15 protein-coding genes are annotated in these 16,018 nt (G+C 64.3%); 8 read left to right on the forward strand and 7 right to left on the reverse strand.

Annotated features, from left to right (window positions below):
* Positions 1–22: 22 nt before the first annotated feature.
* From JL2886_RS12225 to JL2886_RS12240, 4 genes are read right to left on the reverse strand one after another with little or no spacing between them, the layout of a single operon-like run.
* The gene (locus tag JL2886_RS12225) at positions 23–811 is read right to left on the reverse strand and encodes a heme ABC transporter ATP-binding protein (protein WP_065272260.1); all 789 of its coding nucleotides are present in this window, start codon (positions 809–811) and stop codon (positions 23–25) included.
* A gap of 12 nt (positions 812–823) precedes the next feature.
* Positions 824–1,927 carry a FecCD family ABC transporter permease gene (locus JL2886_RS12230; RefSeq protein WP_082996075.1) on the reverse strand — a complete coding sequence of 368 codons (1,104 nt, stop codon included), beginning with the start codon at positions 1,925–1,927 and terminating at the stop codon, positions 824–826.
* Positions 1,924–2,796 (reverse strand): heme/hemin ABC transporter substrate-binding protein, encoded by an 873-nt coding sequence (locus JL2886_RS12235; protein WP_065272261.1) that lies wholly within the window; start codon positions 2,794–2,796, stop codon positions 1,924–1,926. The genes JL2886_RS12230 and JL2886_RS12235 overlap by 4 nt, the downstream gene beginning before the upstream one ends.
* Positions 2,796–3,866, reverse strand: coding sequence for a hemin-degrading factor (locus JL2886_RS12240; protein WP_065272262.1), 1,071 nt, complete (start codon positions 3,864–3,866; stop codon positions 2,796–2,798). The genes JL2886_RS12235 and JL2886_RS12240 overlap by 1 nt, the downstream gene beginning before the upstream one ends.
* 244 nt (positions 3,867–4,110) lie before the next feature.
* Between JL2886_RS12240 and JL2886_RS12245 the strand changes: the two genes are divergently transcribed.
* The 8 genes from JL2886_RS12245 (at position 4,111) to JL2886_RS12280 (ending at position 12,242) form a co-directional block, all read left to right on the forward strand.
* The gene (locus JL2886_RS12245; RefSeq protein WP_065272263.1) at positions 4,111–6,141 is read left to right on the forward strand and encodes a TonB-dependent receptor domain-containing protein; all 2,031 of its coding nucleotides are present in this window, start codon (positions 4,111–4,113) and stop codon (positions 6,139–6,141) included.
* A gap of 26 nt (positions 6,142–6,167) precedes the next feature.
* Positions 6,168–6,596 (forward strand): hypothetical protein, encoded by a 429-nt coding sequence (locus JL2886_RS12250; protein WP_065272264.1) that lies wholly within the window; start codon positions 6,168–6,170, stop codon positions 6,594–6,596.
* A complete protein-coding gene (locus tag JL2886_RS12255) occupies positions 6,593–7,243 on the forward strand; it encodes a MotA/TolQ/ExbB proton channel family protein (protein WP_065272265.1) in 651 nt (216 codons plus the stop codon). The genes JL2886_RS12250 and JL2886_RS12255 overlap by 4 nt, the downstream gene beginning before the upstream one ends.
* On the forward strand, positions 7,233–7,616 hold the full coding sequence (locus JL2886_RS12260; protein WP_237028366.1) for an ExbD/TolR family protein: 384 nt from the start codon (positions 7,233–7,235) through the stop codon (positions 7,614–7,616). The genes JL2886_RS12255 and JL2886_RS12260 overlap by 11 nt, the downstream gene beginning before the upstream one ends.
* The gene (locus tag JL2886_RS12265) at positions 7,616–8,005 is read left to right on the forward strand and encodes an ExbD/TolR family protein (protein WP_065272267.1); all 390 of its coding nucleotides are present in this window, start codon (positions 7,616–7,618) and stop codon (positions 8,003–8,005) included. The genes JL2886_RS12260 and JL2886_RS12265 overlap by 1 nt, the downstream gene beginning before the upstream one ends.
* Positions 8,002–8,997: a TonB family protein gene (locus tag JL2886_RS12270; protein WP_065272268.1), complete on the forward strand. Its 996-nt coding sequence runs from the start codon at positions 8,002–8,004 to the stop codon at positions 8,995–8,997. The genes JL2886_RS12265 and JL2886_RS12270 overlap by 4 nt, the downstream gene beginning before the upstream one ends.
* 102 nt (positions 8,998–9,099) lie before the next feature.
* Positions 9,100–10,203, forward strand: coding sequence for a CaiB/BaiF CoA transferase family protein (locus JL2886_RS12275; protein WP_065272269.1), 1,104 nt, complete (start codon positions 9,100–9,102; stop codon positions 10,201–10,203).
* A gap of 53 nt (positions 10,204–10,256) precedes the next feature.
* Complete coding sequence (locus JL2886_RS12280; RefSeq protein ID WP_065272270.1) at positions 10,257–12,242, forward strand: CocE/NonD family hydrolase; 1,986 nt, start codon at positions 10,257–10,259, stop codon at positions 12,240–12,242.
* 21 nt (positions 12,243–12,263) lie between these two features.
* Here the strand turns inward: JL2886_RS12280 and nadC are convergent, their stop codons facing one another.
* From nadC to nadA, 3 genes are read right to left on the reverse strand one after another with little or no spacing between them, the layout of a single operon-like run.
* Complete coding sequence (gene nadC / locus JL2886_RS12285; RefSeq protein ID WP_065272271.1) at positions 12,264–13,118, reverse strand: carboxylating nicotinate-nucleotide diphosphorylase; 855 nt, start codon at positions 13,116–13,118, stop codon at positions 12,264–12,266.
* The gene (locus JL2886_RS12290) at positions 13,115–14,704 is read right to left on the reverse strand and encodes an L-aspartate oxidase (RefSeq protein ID WP_065272272.1); all 1,590 of its coding nucleotides are present in this window, start codon (positions 14,702–14,704) and stop codon (positions 13,115–13,117) included. Before JL2886_RS12290 ends, nadC begins: the two co-directional genes overlap by 4 nt.
* Before the next feature lie 3 nt (positions 14,705–14,707).
* The gene (gene nadA / locus JL2886_RS12295) at positions 14,708–15,760 is read right to left on the reverse strand and encodes a quinolinate synthase NadA (RefSeq protein WP_065272273.1); all 1,053 of its coding nucleotides are present in this window, start codon (positions 15,758–15,760) and stop codon (positions 14,708–14,710) included.
* Between the last annotated feature and the right edge of the window lie 258 nt (positions 15,761–16,018).

Consider the following 16,018-nt stretch of genomic DNA (forward strand, 5'->3'; position numbering starts at 1 on the left):
TGTTCTTGGCGGGGCCTTGCTCTCAGGCGAAAACCGGCGCCTTTCGCGCCTGTGGCAGCAGGAAGGGCATGCCGACGGGTGGGGTGGTATTGACCGGCACCGGGCAGCCATAAACCTCAGCCAGCGCCTGATCCGTCAGCACCTCTGCCGGGGAACCCGTGGCCGCGATGCGGCCGGCCTGCATCAGCACCACGTGATCGGCGAACATGGCGGTGAGGTTCAGATCGTGCATTACTGCAACCACGCCGCCGCCCTGCGCCGCATAGCGCCGCGCCAGATCCATCACCGTGAACTGATGGCCGATATCAAGGCTCGCCACCGGTTCATCCAGGATCAGCCAGCGCGGGGTGCCATCGACCACTGGCTGCCAGACCTGCGTCAGAACGCGGGCCAGTTGCACGCGCTGCTGCTCGCCCCCTGACAGGTCCTGATAATACCGTCCGGCAAACCCTCCCAGATCCACCGCTTCCAGCGCCTGCATCGGCAGGTCGGTTTCGCCCGCCGACAGACCGGCGCTGAGCCCCAGCCGCACGATCTCCAGCACGGTAAAGGGAAAGGCGATGCTGGTGCTTTGCGGCTGTACCGCGCGGATCGCGGCCAGCTCCCAGGGTTTCAGTGTGGTGGTGTCCTGCCCATTGAGCAGCACCCGGCCTGTATGCGCGATCTCGCCTGTCATGGCGCGCAGAAGCGTGGTCTTGCCCGAGCCATTGGGGCCGACGATGGCGGTGACGCGTCCCGGTTCAGCGGCAAAATCCACCCCGTGCAGGATGGTGCGGCTTCCCAGCTTTACGGTGATGTCAAAGGCTTGCATGTCTCTGTCCAATCAAAGTCCCAAACCCGCGCGACGTTTCAGCAGGATCCACAGAAAGACCGGCGCGCCAAGGACGGCGGTGACGATCCCGATGGGTAGCTCTGCCGGGGCGATGATCACCCGCGCGATCATGTCGGCGGCCAATAGAAGCGTGGCCCCCAGAAGGGCGGCATTGGGTAAAAGCGGATGGTGATCCGGCCCGGTGGCAAGGCGCAACAGATGCGGCACCACGATGCCGATGAAGCCGATACCACCCGATACCGCCACAGCAGCGCCGGTGGCGCCGGCGACAGCCATGATCGCGATATTCTTCACCCGCTGCACAGGGATGCCGATGTGCCCGGCGGCGGCCTCTCCCAGCGCCAGCCCGTTGAGACCGCGCGCAAGGAAGGGCGCCGCACACAGGGCCAGTGCGATCACTGGCAGGGCCGCCAGCACCTTGGTCCAGGTGGCCCCCGCAAGCGACCCCATGCCCCAGAAGGTCAGATCGCGCAGCTGGTTGTCATCGGCCATGTAGACCAGGATGCCAGACAGTGCTCCGGCCAGCGCGCCAAGGGCGATACCGGCCAGCAGCATGGTTGCAACCGAGGTCTGCCCGCCGCGCGTTGCGGTGCGATAGAGGATCAGTGTCGATCCCCAGCCGCCAAAGAAGGCCGCGACCGGCACCAGACCATTGCCCAATGTGTCGCGCAAGGACACCGGCAGCATACTGCCCAGCACGATGGCGGTGATCGCGGCCAGACCCGCACCGGCGCTGACGCCGACGATACCGGGATCGGCCAGCGGATTGCGGAAGAGCCCCTGCATCACCGCGCCGGAGACCGCCAGCGCAGCCCCCACGAGGATGCCAAGGCACAGGCGCGGCAGGCGGATGTCGAACAGGATGATCCGGTCCAGTTGTGACAGCTCGCGCCCCGCGATCAGATTCCCAATGGCGGACCAGACCGACGTGCCCGCTGCGCCAAAGGTCAGAGAGCTCACCGAAGTGACCAGCAGCAGAGCCACGAGCGCCAGCGTCAGCCGCCGGGCCTGATGGCGACGGTCCACCGGCGCCCCGGTGGACCGACCCTGAGCCTGACCTCGGTTCTGGGTTGTCGCCTCTGCTGCCAGTCTCATTTCGCGTGAGCCTCGTAGAAGGCTTCTGACAGGGTCCGGATCGTGTCAGCGGTGCGCGGGCCAAACCCCAGCAGGGATTGCCCGTCCATGCGCACCAGCCGTCCGTTCTGTGCCGCTGGTGTGGGGATCAGCGCAGGCAGGCTGGCCAGCTGCTCCATCGCGACGCCGTGGTCGCCGCCCCGGTCCATTGCCAGAATCACATCCGGGGCGGTGGCGGAAACCGCTTCATCCGTCATCGGTTTGTAGCCCTCGAAGGCGTCGATGGCGTTGATGCCGCCCGACAGGCGGATGATGCCATCGGCGGCGGTGTTGCGACCTCCGGCCATGATCCGCCCGCCTTGCGTGGACAGCACGAACAGCACCCGCACCGGCGCTTCGCCTGCGCGCGCCTGCGCCTCTGCATGGGCCGTCTCCAGGTCGGGGGCAATGTCACCCAGCAGGGCCTTGGCCTTGTCCTCGGCGCCAAGGGCGGCGGCCACGGTTTCGATCTTCGTGATCACGCCAGCAGGTGAGTAGACCTCGGGCACCTCGGCATAGGCGATGTCGGCCTGTTTCAGCACATCCAGCGTTTCCACCGGACCGGCCCCGGCGCTGGCGATGATCAGATCGGGCGATACCGACAGGACACCTTCGGGAGACAGGGCACGGGCATAACCGATATTGGGCAGCGCCTCGGCCTCTGCCGGGTAGCTGGAGGTGCTGTCGCGGGCCACCAGACGATGGCCTTCACCCAGAGCATAGACGATCTCGGTGACCGATCCGCCGACGCTGACAACGCGTTCTGCCGGGGCGGCGCAGGCTATCTGCCCGGCAAGAGTGCCGAGCAGGAACAGGCCAACGCCTTTGGAAAGACGGGAGAGCAGAGACATCACGCGGTCTCCGGCTCTGCCGGGGTTTCAGCCTGGAGCGAGGGAAGCGCGGCAACAATTGCATCCCATGCCGGGCGGCTGTCGTTGTCGTCGGTGCGGCGGCCAAAGACCTGGAACAGGATGGTGCCATTGGCATCAAAGGCCTCATAAGACACTGCATCGCCCCGCTTGGTCGGCTTGTTGACGGCCCAGACCTCGGCCACGTGATCAAGGCGCAGGTGCAGATCGAAACCGGGGTCGAGGATGTTCTGCCAGGGCCCCATTTCGCGCAGGTTCCGGACCGGGCCGCCATGGATTTCGATGCAGCCGCGGTTGCCGACAAAGATCATCACTTCGATCTCCTGCTCGCGCACGGCTTCCAGCATCGGGGTGACGGTGTCTGTCGGCAGCTTGCGGGCCAGAGGCTCCCCGGCGATGCGATAGGCACCCAGACGGTTCATCTTCAGTTTCGAGCACAGGCGCAGGAACTGGTGCGTATCGGTCATCTTGGCCCATTCGGCGCGCAGGACCTCGACCTTGTCCGGGTCGGATTTGGCACCCTCGGGCGGGGTACGGGGCGCGACTTCCAGCGTGTCGGATTGTTCCGGCAGCGCCAGATCGGCGACGATCCGGTCCCAGGCCGCCAGGTCGGAGGCTTCGCGCAAGTGGATCTTGTGCACCGCGTCACCGGCGGCATCAAAGAACTGCAGCGAGCGGGTGGTGCCGTTTTTGCCTTCACGTTCCACCGCAAAGGCAGTGACGAAATGGCGCGGGAACAGGCGCAGGTCGATTTCCTCGGTCAGCACCAGAGAGGCGTGAACGCCACCCTGATAGTGGCTGTAACGCCCGACCTTTTCGATCACGCAGGAATCGTTTCGGGTCAGCGCCATGACCTCGCCCAACTCTTCCAGCCGGGGAAAGACGACATCGGGGTTTGCTTCAATGCGGGTCACACCCGCGCCACTGAAGGCGGCGACAAGCTGCGCCTCGGTGATGTTGAACTTGTCGGCAAAATCGCGGTCGCGCAGCTGCGCATGGTCAGCACGTTCGGCGCGGATCTGCTCTGCGGAGACAGGAGTCGGAGTGGTCATGTCGGGCCCTTTCGGAGGCGGTCTGCATATCGTTTGGAAAGGGCTGGCTGTGGCTGCCGGTCGGGGCAGATCACGCTGGCGGCTGAGGGATCAGCGGGTCGGAATTTATGTTGACTGTTTTTATCATCTTTACTAACAGGCTCAAGCGGAATTTTGAATTTCGCCAAAGATCAATCCTGAAATACCGTGCCAGCCCCCACGCAAGCCTTCGGTTCGAATACGAATAGATGCGAAGGAAAATGTGATGGGCAAACAGCGTATGTCTATGCGGCTGTTGGGGACGGTGTCAGTGCTGGGGCTGACAATGAACGCGGGCGCGCAGGCGCAGGATCTGCCGCTGGATCTGCAGGGCGAGGGGTTTCTCGGCACTGTTGAACTGGGGCAGGGCAAGCGCGAGGTGCAGACCGCAACCGCGACGCCGCAGACCGTGATTACCCAGGACGAGCTGAACGATAGGCAGGCCGGATCCGTGGCTGAGCTGATCGATTCGGTACCCGGTGTCACGCTGGTGAATGGCAGCCGTCCGCAGGGATCGGGCCTCAATATCCGCGGTTTTGGCGCCACCAGCAGCTATGGCACCGACCAGAAGGTGCAGATCATGATCGACGGCGCCTCCACCGGGTCAGAGGAGCTTTACCGGATCGGCACGCAGCTGTTCACCGATCCCGAGCTCTACAAACGCGTGTCGGTGATCCGGGGCACCATCGGCAGTTTCGCATACGGCTCGGGCATTATCGGCGGCGTGGTACAGCTTGATACAAAGGATGCGGCGGATTTCACCGGCGGTGAGATCGGTCTGCGCTTCCGCCAGACCATCGGCGCCTCGAGCAATGCAAAGGGCTTCGTGACGTCCTCCATTCTGGCCTGGCAACCCACCGAACGGCTGGAGGTCCTGTTCAATTACACCCTGCGCGATGTCGATGCCTATAAGGACGGAAACGGGCAGGTCGTGCCCAATACCGAAAGTCGCATGCCCTCCTATCTGGGCAAGGTGAAATACAGCTTTGGTGACAATGGCGATCATTCGATCACCGCCTCCTACAACTATTCCGAAACGGATGAAAAAGACGTCCCCTACGATACTTTTGGCACCACCGGCGGCTCCTTTGGCAACGTCGACCGCAAGGTCAGCAACGAGGTCGCCGGGCTGCGCTATCGCTGGAACCCGGTTGGCAACGATCTGATCGATCTGGACGTTAACCTGACCCGCTCGACCCAGCATATCGATACCGCCTATGTGCCCGGTTCCAGCCCGCTGGAGGGCACCTCTTCGGGGCCAAGCGTCATCGCCCTGGCCGATGCGGATCAGGATTACGAGATCACCAAGCTGACCGCGAAGAACAGCATGTATTTCGTGACCGGCATGGCAACGCACGATCTGCGGCTTGGGGTCGAGGTGATGCAGCGTGAACGTCTGAACGCGCCCTCGGCGCCCGGCGGCACTGACCGGCGTGTGGCCTTGTTCGCGGTGGATGACATCGGCATCGGCGATCACTGGACCATCACCCCGGCCATGCGGTTTGAAACCCAGGATATCGAGGCCCACGACGGATCCTCGTCCTATGACAACTCGGCACTGATGGGCGGGCTGTCGGCGCGCTATGAATTCGCTTCGGGCTGGGCGTTATTTGGCAGCGGCGCCTATACCGAGAACTTGCCGATCATCGATGATCTTGGCACGCCGCGCTACATGACCCAGCCGGAGCGGTCCCATACCTTTGAATTGGGCGCCTCCTATACCTCCAGCAGCGTGTTTACGGCGGGCGATGCCCTGCAGGCCAAGGTGAACCTGTTCAAAGGCAAGCTTTGGGACATCACCTCTTACGTGGACAGCAATTTCAACCCGATCCGCGAAGTGAACAGCGAAGGCATTGAGATCGAAGCCACCTATAGCATGGAAAACGGTTTTTATGCCGATTTCAACGCGGCGGTCGGTGAATACACCGCGGTTTCGGCGGGCGGGGCCAGCGGCGTCTGGCGCAACACCCCGGCCGACAGCGCCCGCCTGACCCTGGGCAAGCGGATCGGCGAGGCCTGGGAGCTGAGCTGGGAACTGGTCGGCAGCAAATCCTTCACCGACTACAACGGCGATCTGATCAAGGGGTATGGCGTCAGCAACCTGCGCGCCACCTACCGGGTGCAGACAGGCGCGCTGAGCGGCGCCGAGGTGCGGCTTGGCGTCGAAAACGCCTTTGACAGGGTCTACACGCCCGCGCTGGCGACCCGCACCGCACCGGGGCGCAACATCAAGCTGACCCTGGCGAAAACCTTCTGACCCAACGGAGATTGAAGAGGTTCCATATGGTACGCGTAAACAGGAAATGGGTGGCCCCGGCAGCAGTTCTGCTGGCGGGGCTGGGCAGCATGGCACGGGCCGCAGACCCGGCCGTGTCGATCGAGCTGAGCACGGCAGAGCAGGTCGGTGAGGCCTGCCTTCTGTCATTTGTGGCGCAGAGCGACCATGCGCAGGACATCGGTCAGGCGGTCTATGAGACCGTCCTGTTCGATGCAAAAGGACAGGTGGCGCGGCTGACATTGCTGGATTTCCAGGACCTGCCTGCGGGGCGGATGCGGGTGCGCCAGTTCCAGTTTCCCTATGCCTGCGACGCCATCAGCCGGGTGCTGATCAACGGTGCCACCACCTGCACCGGCGGCGCTGATCTGCCAGAGGCCGCCTGCAGCCGGGGCATCACGCTCAGCAGCCGCACCGATCAGGAGTTGCTGGGATGATGTGGCTTCACGATGCGCTGCTTGGCGTTCTGGATCTGGGCGGGCCGGTGGTTCTTCTGCTGCTCTGCGTATCGGTGCTGACAGCGGCTTTGGTGCTTTACAAGATCTGGCAGTACCGCACTGCGCGGGTGGGTCGCCACGCCCATCTGTCTGCGGCTGTCACCGCCTGGGACCATGGCGACCATGACGCCGCCCTGCGGCAGCTGGAAAGCAGCCGCTCCTACCTTGCGCCAGTGTTCCGCCTCGCGCTGGCGGCCGGTCCGGGCACCGCGGCGGATGCGGCCCTGTCCGACCGTGCCGATGCCGAGGCGGAGGATTGCTTTGCCCGGCTCGAACGGGGGCTTGGGGCGCTTGATATGGTGTCGCAACTGGCGCCGCTGATGGGGCTTTTCGGCACCGTGATCGGCATGATCGAAGCCTTCCAGAAATTGCAGACCGCAGGCTCTTCGGTGGATCCGGCGCTGCTGGCCGGTGGCATCTGGGTGGCGCTCCTGACCACGGCGGCGGGGCTTGCCGTGGCGATGCCGACCTCGCTGGTGCTGAGCTGGCTGACGGCGCGGATGCAACGCGAACGGGTCTTTGCCAACCGTGCCTTGCGGGTGCTGTTCTGTCCCTCCGAACAGGCTGAGGCTTCTCATGGCGGTTAAGCTGCAGGGACAACGGCGCAGACGTCTTTCGATGACCTCGCTTATCGACGTGATCTTTCTGCTGCTGCTGTTTTTCATGCTGACCTCGACCTTCTCCAAATACGGCGAGGTGGAGCTGATGGCGGCCGGTCAGGGCACCAAGGCCCAGGACCGGCAGAAGCTGTTTGTGACCCTTGGCGCCGAACGTCTGATGCTGAACGGGCAACAGGCGGATCTAGCCCGCATTGCCGATCTGGTGCGGCTGCAGCCGCAGGACGGCGGCGGCCATCTGGTGCTAATCAGCCCCGATGACACGGCCAGCGCGCAGCGGCTGGTGGATCTTCTGACCGCCCTGCGGCAGGTCGAGGGACTGCAAACGGTGGTGCTGGGCTGATGCGGATCACGCGGCATATCCAGAGCGAGCGCGAGCCGACCATCGCGCTGATCAATATCGTCTTTCTGATGCTGGTTTTCTTCATGATCGCAGGCACCCTGGCGCCGCCGCTGGACCGCGATGTGACGCTGATCAAGACCGCCGATCTGGAGGGCAGCGCGCCGCCGGATACATTAGTGATTCACGCCGACGGACGGCTTAGCTATCGGGGCGCTCCGGTAGCAGATGCGGCATCATTTGTTGCTGACCTGCCCGAGGAACAGCGCGCCGCGCTGCGGGTGGTGCCGGACCGGGACCTACCGGCGAAGAAACTGGTGTCCATCGGCAATGATCTGCGGGCGGCAGGCGCCAAGCGCGTCATCCTGATGTCGGAACGGGTGCTGCAATGAGCCGGGTGCCCCAGTCCCGCCTCGCCGCGCTTCTGGCGCTGACCATGGCCGCCGTGGCCCATGCTGGTGCAGTGGTGTTCACCGATACCGCGCCGGTCGAGCAGGCAGGTGGTGAAACTGCGCTGGCTGCCGAAGGCAGCGCCTTTGCCAATCTCGCCGTGGGGGTGGAGGCACCGCAGCCCGCCGCCGTGATGCCGGAGCAGCCCCGCGCCGCGCAACAGACGCCCGAGGCGGCCCAGCCGGTGGAGACGCCACAGGTGCAGCGACAGGCGCAATCCCCCATGTTAGAGCCTGTTTTTGTCCCTGTTGTCACCGCCGCGCAGACACCGGGCATCGAGGTCACGCCGCCGCAGGTGCAAAGCGATCCCATACCGCTCAAGGCTGTAACACCGACACCGCCGACGACTGCTCTGCCGCCCACCCAGCCAGCGGTGCAGCAGGCGGCAAAACCTATGGAAGCTGTTGAACAGGAACCGGTTGAACAGGCTGAGGCACCACAGTCTCCTATGGAGCAGGCGCCTCCGGTCGAACAGTCGTTGAAGCCAAGGTCCCGCCCGCTGCGCCCTCCGCAGATGGCAAAGGCAGAGCCGGTGCGCACCCCTCCTGAGCCGACAACGCCAAGCGCGCAACCGCGCGGCAACGCCAACGCGACCCGCGGTGTCGCAGAGGGCGCTGCGAAACAGCCGGGCGGGCAATCGCGCCAGGCGGGCGGCAAGGCCCGACAGCAGGGCAATGCGGCGGCGAGCAACTATCCCGGGCAGATCCTGCGCCGGATCGAGAGGGCCAAGCGCCGTGCCAATGTGCGGGGCGAGGCAGTGGTTTCCTTCCGGATCGCGCCCAGCGGCGCGCTGGCGCAGGTCGCCATTGCCCGCAGTTCCGGCTCGGGGCGGCTTGATGATATCGCGCTGGCGCAGGTGCGCCGGGCGGCGCCCTTTCCGCCGCCGCCTGCGGGTGCGCGCACCAGTTTTACCGTGCGGATCAAGGGCAAGTGACAAAGGGGCGCGGGGGGATTTGATCAAAACACCCCGGCGCCGATTGCTGCGTCCGGAGGGCTGGGCTACACAGGCGCAACAGCGACAAGAACAGGAGCCGCCATGACCCCGCTTTCAGGCCTCAAAGTGGTTGAACTCGCCCGTATTCTGGCTGGCCCCTGGATTGGCCAGTCTTTGGCGGATCTGGGCGCCGAGGTGATCAAGGTCGAAAGCGAGGCAGGCGATGATACCCGCCACTGGGGCCCTCCGTTCATCGAGCGGGATGAGGACAAGACGGCGGCCTATTACTATGCGGCCAACCGCGGCAAGGATTGTGTCACCGCAGATTTCCGCACCGAGGAAGGTCGCCAGACAGTCATCGATCTGATCAAGGACGCCGACATCCTGATCGAGAATTTCAAGGTTGGCGGTCTCAAGAAATACGGTCTGGATTACGACAGCCTGAAACAGGTGAACCCGCGGCTGATCTATTGCTCGGTCACCGGTTTCGGGCAGGACGGCCCCTATGCCTCCCGCGCGGGCTATGACTTCCTGCTGCAGGGCATGTCGGGGCTGATGTCGATCACCGGCGATCCCGAGGGGCAGCCGCAGAAAGTCGGCGTCGCCATCACCGATATCGTGACCGGGCTTTACGGTACCATCGGGATCCTTGCAGCGGTGGAGCAGCGCCACACCACCGGCCGGGGGCAGCATCTGGATATGTCGCTGCTCGATTGTGCCACGGCAATGCTGGCCAATCAGGCGATGAACTATCTCGCCACCGGCACCAGCCCGACGCGGCTGGGCAATGATCACCCCAATATCGCGCCCTATCAGGTGATGGCGGTGAAGGATGGCCATATCATTCTGGCGGTGGGCAACGACGGCCAGTTCCAGCGGCTGTGTGATGCGCTGGGCCTGCCGGATCTGAAGGTCGATCCGCGGTTCCTGACCAATCAGCTGCGGGTGGCGAACCGTCAGGAGCTGACCGCGCTGCTGGAAGCGGCCCTGATGCAATGGAGCCAATCTGATCTTCTGGCGGCGCTGGAGGCGGCGACGGTTCCCGCCGGGCCGATCAACACCATCGGCCAGGCCTTTGACGATCCGCAGATCCAGCATCGTGGTATGCAGATCGCGCCTGAAGGGGTGCCGGGCGTGCGGGGGCCATGGAAATTCTCGGATGCCGAATTGGCGCTGGAAAAATCCGCGCCAAAGCTTGCCAAATAAGGACGCGCGAAGGCAGGGTGGCGCCAAACTTTTTTTGAGATTGGATGCCCCCTATGCCCGTGCCCTTTACCCTGATTGAAAACACCTGGATTCCGATGGCTGACGGGCGTCGTCTGGCGGCGCGGATCTGGCTGCCCGAAGGGGAGGGGCCGTTTCCGGCGATCCTGGAATACCTGCCCTATCGCAAACGCGATGGCACCCCGCCGCGGGATGAGACCACCCATACCGTTTTTGCCGGAGAAGGCTACGCCTGCATCCGCGTCGATATCTCGGGCAGCGGCGACAGCGAGGGGCTGTTCGACGATGAATATTCCGAACAGGAGCTGAGCGACGGTGAGGCGGTCCTCACCTGGATCGCGGCGCAACCCTGGAGCAGTGGCAAGGTCGGGATGATCGGTATTTCCTGGGGGGGCTTCAACGGCTTGCAACTGGCCTATCGCCGCCCACCCGAATTGCAGGCAGTGGTCTCGGTCGCGTCCACCGCAGACCGCTATGCCGATGACATCCACTACATGGGGGGATGCCTGCTCAGCGACAATGCTAACTGGGGCAGCCAGATGTTCGCCTATATGACGCGGCCCCTGGATCCCGAGCTGCGCCCCGACTGGCGCGATGCCTGGCTGGAGCGGATCGAGAAGCTGCCCTTCATGTCCGCCGACTGGCTGCGCCACCCGTCCCGCGATGATTTCTGGAAACATGGCTCGGTCTGCGAGGACTGGTCGGCGATCACCGCCCCGGTGCTGGCGATCACTGGCTGGGCGGATGCCTATCTCAATACGCCCGCGATGCTGGCCGCCAACCTGACTGCGCCCACCAAGGCGTTGATGGGTCCGTGGGAGCATCGCTATGCGCATATCTCGAAACTCGATCCGGCGGATTTCCACGGTGAGGTTTTGCGCTGGTTCGATCAGTGGCTGAAGGGCGAGGAAAGCGGCGCCGAGGCGCTGCCCGACTACCGTGTCTACATGCAGGAGCATTTCGGCCCCACCAAGGAAAACAAGCCCCGCAAGGGCCGCTGGGTGGCCGAGCAGAACTGGCCCTCGCCCAATGTCAGCGAACGGGTGGTTTATCTTTCGACAGGCAGTCTGACAGACACTGCAGGCAGCGGGGAGTGCAGGATTTCTAACCCTGCAACCGTCGGTGAGGCGGGGGGGTATTTCTGTCCAGGCATGCGGTTCGACAATGAACTCGCCGGTGATCAGGCGGGGGATGATGTGCTGTCGACCTGTTTCGACACCGCGCCGCTGGAAGATGAGTTGCAGATCCTTGGCCGCCCGCGCGTGCGCATCGCCTTTACCGTCGATCGCCCGGTTGCACAGATCGTCGGGCGCCTGTGCGATGTGGCGCCGGATGGTTCCTCGCAGCGGATCAGCTATCGCCCTTTCAACCTGACACATCTGAATGGCCATGACGCGCCAGAGCCGCTGGTGCCGGGGCAACGCTACGAGGTAGAGTTCCCCTTGAACGAATGCGCCCATGCGCTGCGTCCCGGTCATGTGCTGCGGCTGGCGCTCTCGACCTCTTACTGGCCCATCGTCTGGCCCGCGCCCGAGGCGGCAGAGATCATGCTGGACCTGAAGGACTGCGCCCTGATCCTGCCAGAGCGAAAGGTGAGCGAGGAAATCCCGCCTGAGGCCCCCGGCCCCGCGCAGCCCTATCCGACCCTGGGCGGCAGGCAGCTGCGCGCGCCTTCGGGCACGTCAGAGACCAAGGCGCTTCCGGATGGTACGCTGGTGCTGGATACCTTTGACGACTACGGCGAGGCGGTGAACCCGCATAACGGCATGCAGGTGGGCAGCCATGTGTCGATGCACTATGCGATCCACCCTGATGATCCGGCCACGGCGACCTTCAAATCCGACTGGCGCTTTACCTTTGCGCGCGGCGACTGGCAGGTGGCGATCGACACGGAAAACAGGATGACCTGCGATGCGCAGAATTTCTACCTCTGGCGGCGCATCCACGCCTATGAGGGCGGTGCATCAGAGCCGGTTCTGGTCAAGGAATGGTCCGAGACCGTACCGCGCGGCTGCCTGTAACGGCAGCCGTCAGCGCGGCGTTCAGAAGTCGAGGCCGAGGTCCAGAGTCGGCGCCGAATGGGTCAGCGCGCCGGAGGAGATGTAATCAACTCCGGTGGCGGCGACCTCGGCAATGCGCTCCAGCTTCATGTTGCCGGATGCCTCGGTCACCAGATGGCCGCGCGCCATCTTGACGGCCTCTGCCAGCGTCGGCGTGTCCATGTTGTCGAGCAGGACCACATCCGCGCCGCCGGTCTTCAGCACCTCTTCGAGCTGGGACAGCGTGTCGACCTCGATCTCCACCTTCATCATGTGGCTGACGCTGGCCTTTGCGGCCTCCAGCACGGCAGTAATGCCTCCGGCGGCAGCGATGTGGTTGTCCTTGATCAGGATCGCATCCGACAGGCCAAAGCGGTGGTTGTAGCCACCGCCGTGCAAAACCGCCTGCTTTTCCGCGATGCGCAGGCCCGGCGTGGTCTTGCGGGTGCAGGTGATGCGGGTGTCCGTTCCAGTTGTTTCGCGCACGAAACAATGGGTCAGTGTTGCGATCCCAGTTAGCCGTCCCGCGAAATTCAGCGCCACCCGTTCCCCCGACAGGATCGAGGCAGCCGAGCCTTCGATGGTCATCAGCGTATCGCCGGGTTTGCAGGGGCTTCCGTCTGGCAGCAGGGTTTCCACCTTCAGTCCCGCATCCACCAGATGAAAGGCGATGCGGGCGATCTGCATCCCCGACACGATGCCTGTTTCGCGGGCGTTCAGCCGGGCGGAATAGGTCACATCCGCCGGGATCACCGCGCGGGTGGTTATATCGCCGTTCTGGCCCAGATCCTCGTGCAGGGCGGCGCGCACCATCGGTTCCAGGATCAGGTCGGGCAGGGTGGCGAAGGCGGTACTCATGTGGGCTCCTTTGCGCTCTCGCCCGCGATCCGGTCGCGCAGGGCAAGGGCCTCGGTCAGGGTGATATGGGTGCGATGGGCCTGTGCGGGATCGGCCTCGGGGAAATCATCGCGGTAATGCCCGCCCCGGCTTTCGCGGCGCATCAGGGCGGCGGCGGCGATCAGGGTGGCGGTGGCGCACATGTTGACGAAGGGTTCATCCTTCGCGTTCTCTGCCTCCAGCCGGGCAATGGTGACAAGCGCCGTCTTGAGGCCGTCCTCGGTGCGACGTACGCCGACATTGGCGGTCATGGTCTCCCGCAGGGTCTGAACGGCGCTGGGATCTGTTTCGTGACCATCCGGGGCAAAGGTGATCGCGACCTCCGACAGATCGCCCTTTTGCGGCAGATCCTTCATATCGGCCGCGGCGGTGCGGGCAAAGACCAGTGCCTCCAGCAATCCATTGGAGGCCAGCCGGTTGGCACCGTGCAACCCGGTCGAGGAAGCTTCGCCGCAGACCCACAAATGGCCAAGGCTGGCACGCCCCTGCATGTCGGTGTCCACCCCGCCCATGTGGTAGTGGGCGGCGACGGCCACGGGGATCGGCTGGGTCACAGGGTCGATCCCGGCGCGGGCGCAGGTTTCGGCGACGGTGGGAAAGCGGGTTGCAACCTCGGCGCCAAGGGCCTGCCGGGTGTCCAGAACCGGTCGGCGCCCGGCTTGGGTCTCGGCAAAGATGGCGCGGGCCACGATATCGCGCGGGGCCAGCTCGGCGTCCGGGTGGACCGTCAGCATGAAGCGTTCGCCCTTGTTGTTCAGGAGCACTGCGCCATCGCCGCGCAGGGCCTCGGTCGCCAAGGGCGCCGGGTCTTCACCGATATCAAAGGCGGTGGGGTGGAATTGCACGAATTCAGGGTCGGCGATACGCACGCCCGCGCGGGCGGCAAGACCGATAACCTGCCCACGAATGCGGGGCGGGTTGGTCGTATGGGCATAAAGCCCGCCCGAGCCGCCCCCGGCCAGAAGAACGCCGGGGCAAGTGATCAGGACGGGATCCGACGGCGCATCGGCCTGCGAGATCCAGACTCCGGTAACGGTATCGCCGTCTACCTCCAGCCGGACGGCCTGGGTGTTCTCCAGCACCTGCACCGAAGGGGCGGCGCGCACGGCGGCGATCAGGGTTTCCATGATCTGCGCCCCGGCCCGGTCGCCCTTCACGCGCACCACGCGGGCGGCGGAATGGGCGGCTTCGCGGCTCATCACGTAGTTGCCCGCGGCGTCGCGGTCAAAGGGCGTGCCAAGATCGGTCAGGTCGAGGATATGCTCGCGCGCAACGCGGGTGACCATGGCGGCCACCTTTGGATCGACAGTGCCCGCGCCAGCGGTCCGGGTATCGGCGGCATGGGCTTCGGGGCTGTCGCTTTGATCCATGGCGGCGGCAACACCGCCCTGCGCCCAGGCAGAACTTGCACCCTGACCAACCGTTTCAGGAGAGATCATCAGCACTGGCCGCGGCGCCAGTTCCAGCGCCGCGTAAAGCGCGCCCAGACCGGCGCCGACGATGACGATGCGGCCGGTGTCAATGCGCCCGGTGCTGGCCTCTGTCACCGGTCAGATGCCCAGTTTCTGGCTGAGATCGATCATCCGCTGCACTGCAAGCCGCGCCTTGTCCGCGACCTGAGGGTCAACCTCGACCGGTTCGGACATGGTGTGCAGCGACCACAGGATTTTCTCCAGCGTGATCATCTTCATGTAGGGGCACATGTTGCAGGGGCCGACGAAATCCACCTCGGGCAGCTCATCCGCGATGTTCGAGGCCATCGAACATTCGGTGATCAGCATCGCCTTTTCCGGTTTTTCGTCCGTCACATATTTGATGATGCCGCTGGTGGAGCCGGAGAAATCCGCCTCGGCCACCACATCGGGGGGGCATTCGGGGTGGGCGATCAGTCGGGTGCCGGGGTTCCACTCGCGGAATTCGCGCAGGTCCTTGGCGGTGTATTGTTCGTGCACGATGCAGGAACCGTCCCACCAGACGATATTCTTCTGCGGCACCTGGTTCGCCACGTTCTGCGCCAGGTATTTGTCCGGCGTCATGATGACGGTGTCGCTGTCCATCGCGGCGACGATCTGCGCTGCATTGGAGGAGGTGCAGCAGATGTCGGAGGCGGCTTTCACCTCGGCGGTGGTGTTCACGTAAGTTACAACCGGCGCGCCGGGATATTTGCGGCGCATCTCTTCCACGCCCGCGGCGGTGATGCTTTCGGCCAGCGAACAGCCTGCCGCCATATCGGGCATCAGCACGGTTTTCTCAGGAGAAAGGATCTTGGAGGTCTCGGCCATGAAATGCACGCCGCATTGCACGATCACATCCGCTTCGACGCGGGCGGCTTCGATGGCCAGCTGCAGGCTGTCGCCGACGAAATCCGCAACGCCGTGATAGATCTCCGGCGTCATGTAGTTGTGGGCCAAAATGACCGCGCCGCGTTCTTTCTTCAGCGCGTTGATCGCCGCGACATAGGGCGCATAGCGCGCCCAGTCGACCGGGTTCACCACGCGGTCCATGGTCTGGTACAGATCTGACATCTGTTCGGCCAGATCGGGGTTGGGCGCCAGATCATAGGTGCTGGCGAGTTGATCGCGCATGGTTTGCAGATCGAACATGGCATTTCCTCGAAAACGCGCCCTTGCGGAACTGTGGTGGGCACTTTGGGTCGGTCTTCTTTCACGTTCACATGCCGCGCGCAAGTAATGGTGCGAAAAGGCCGCAGGCTGGTCGCTGCTGCGCCGGGGCTGCTGTTGGGGTGGCCGGAAGGCCAAGAATCTCTTGCTCCGCGGGTTTGTAAACCCGGCGATAGAAGATCTGTTCCCCGGATCAAGCGCGGGCGTTGGGCATCTTTCTGTCCGGCGATGCGCAGTCAC

Source organism: Phaeobacter gallaeciensis (genome assembly GCF_001678945.1).
Lineage (GTDB): Bacteria > Pseudomonadota > Alphaproteobacteria > Rhodobacterales > Rhodobacteraceae > Phycobacter > Phycobacter gallaeciensis_A.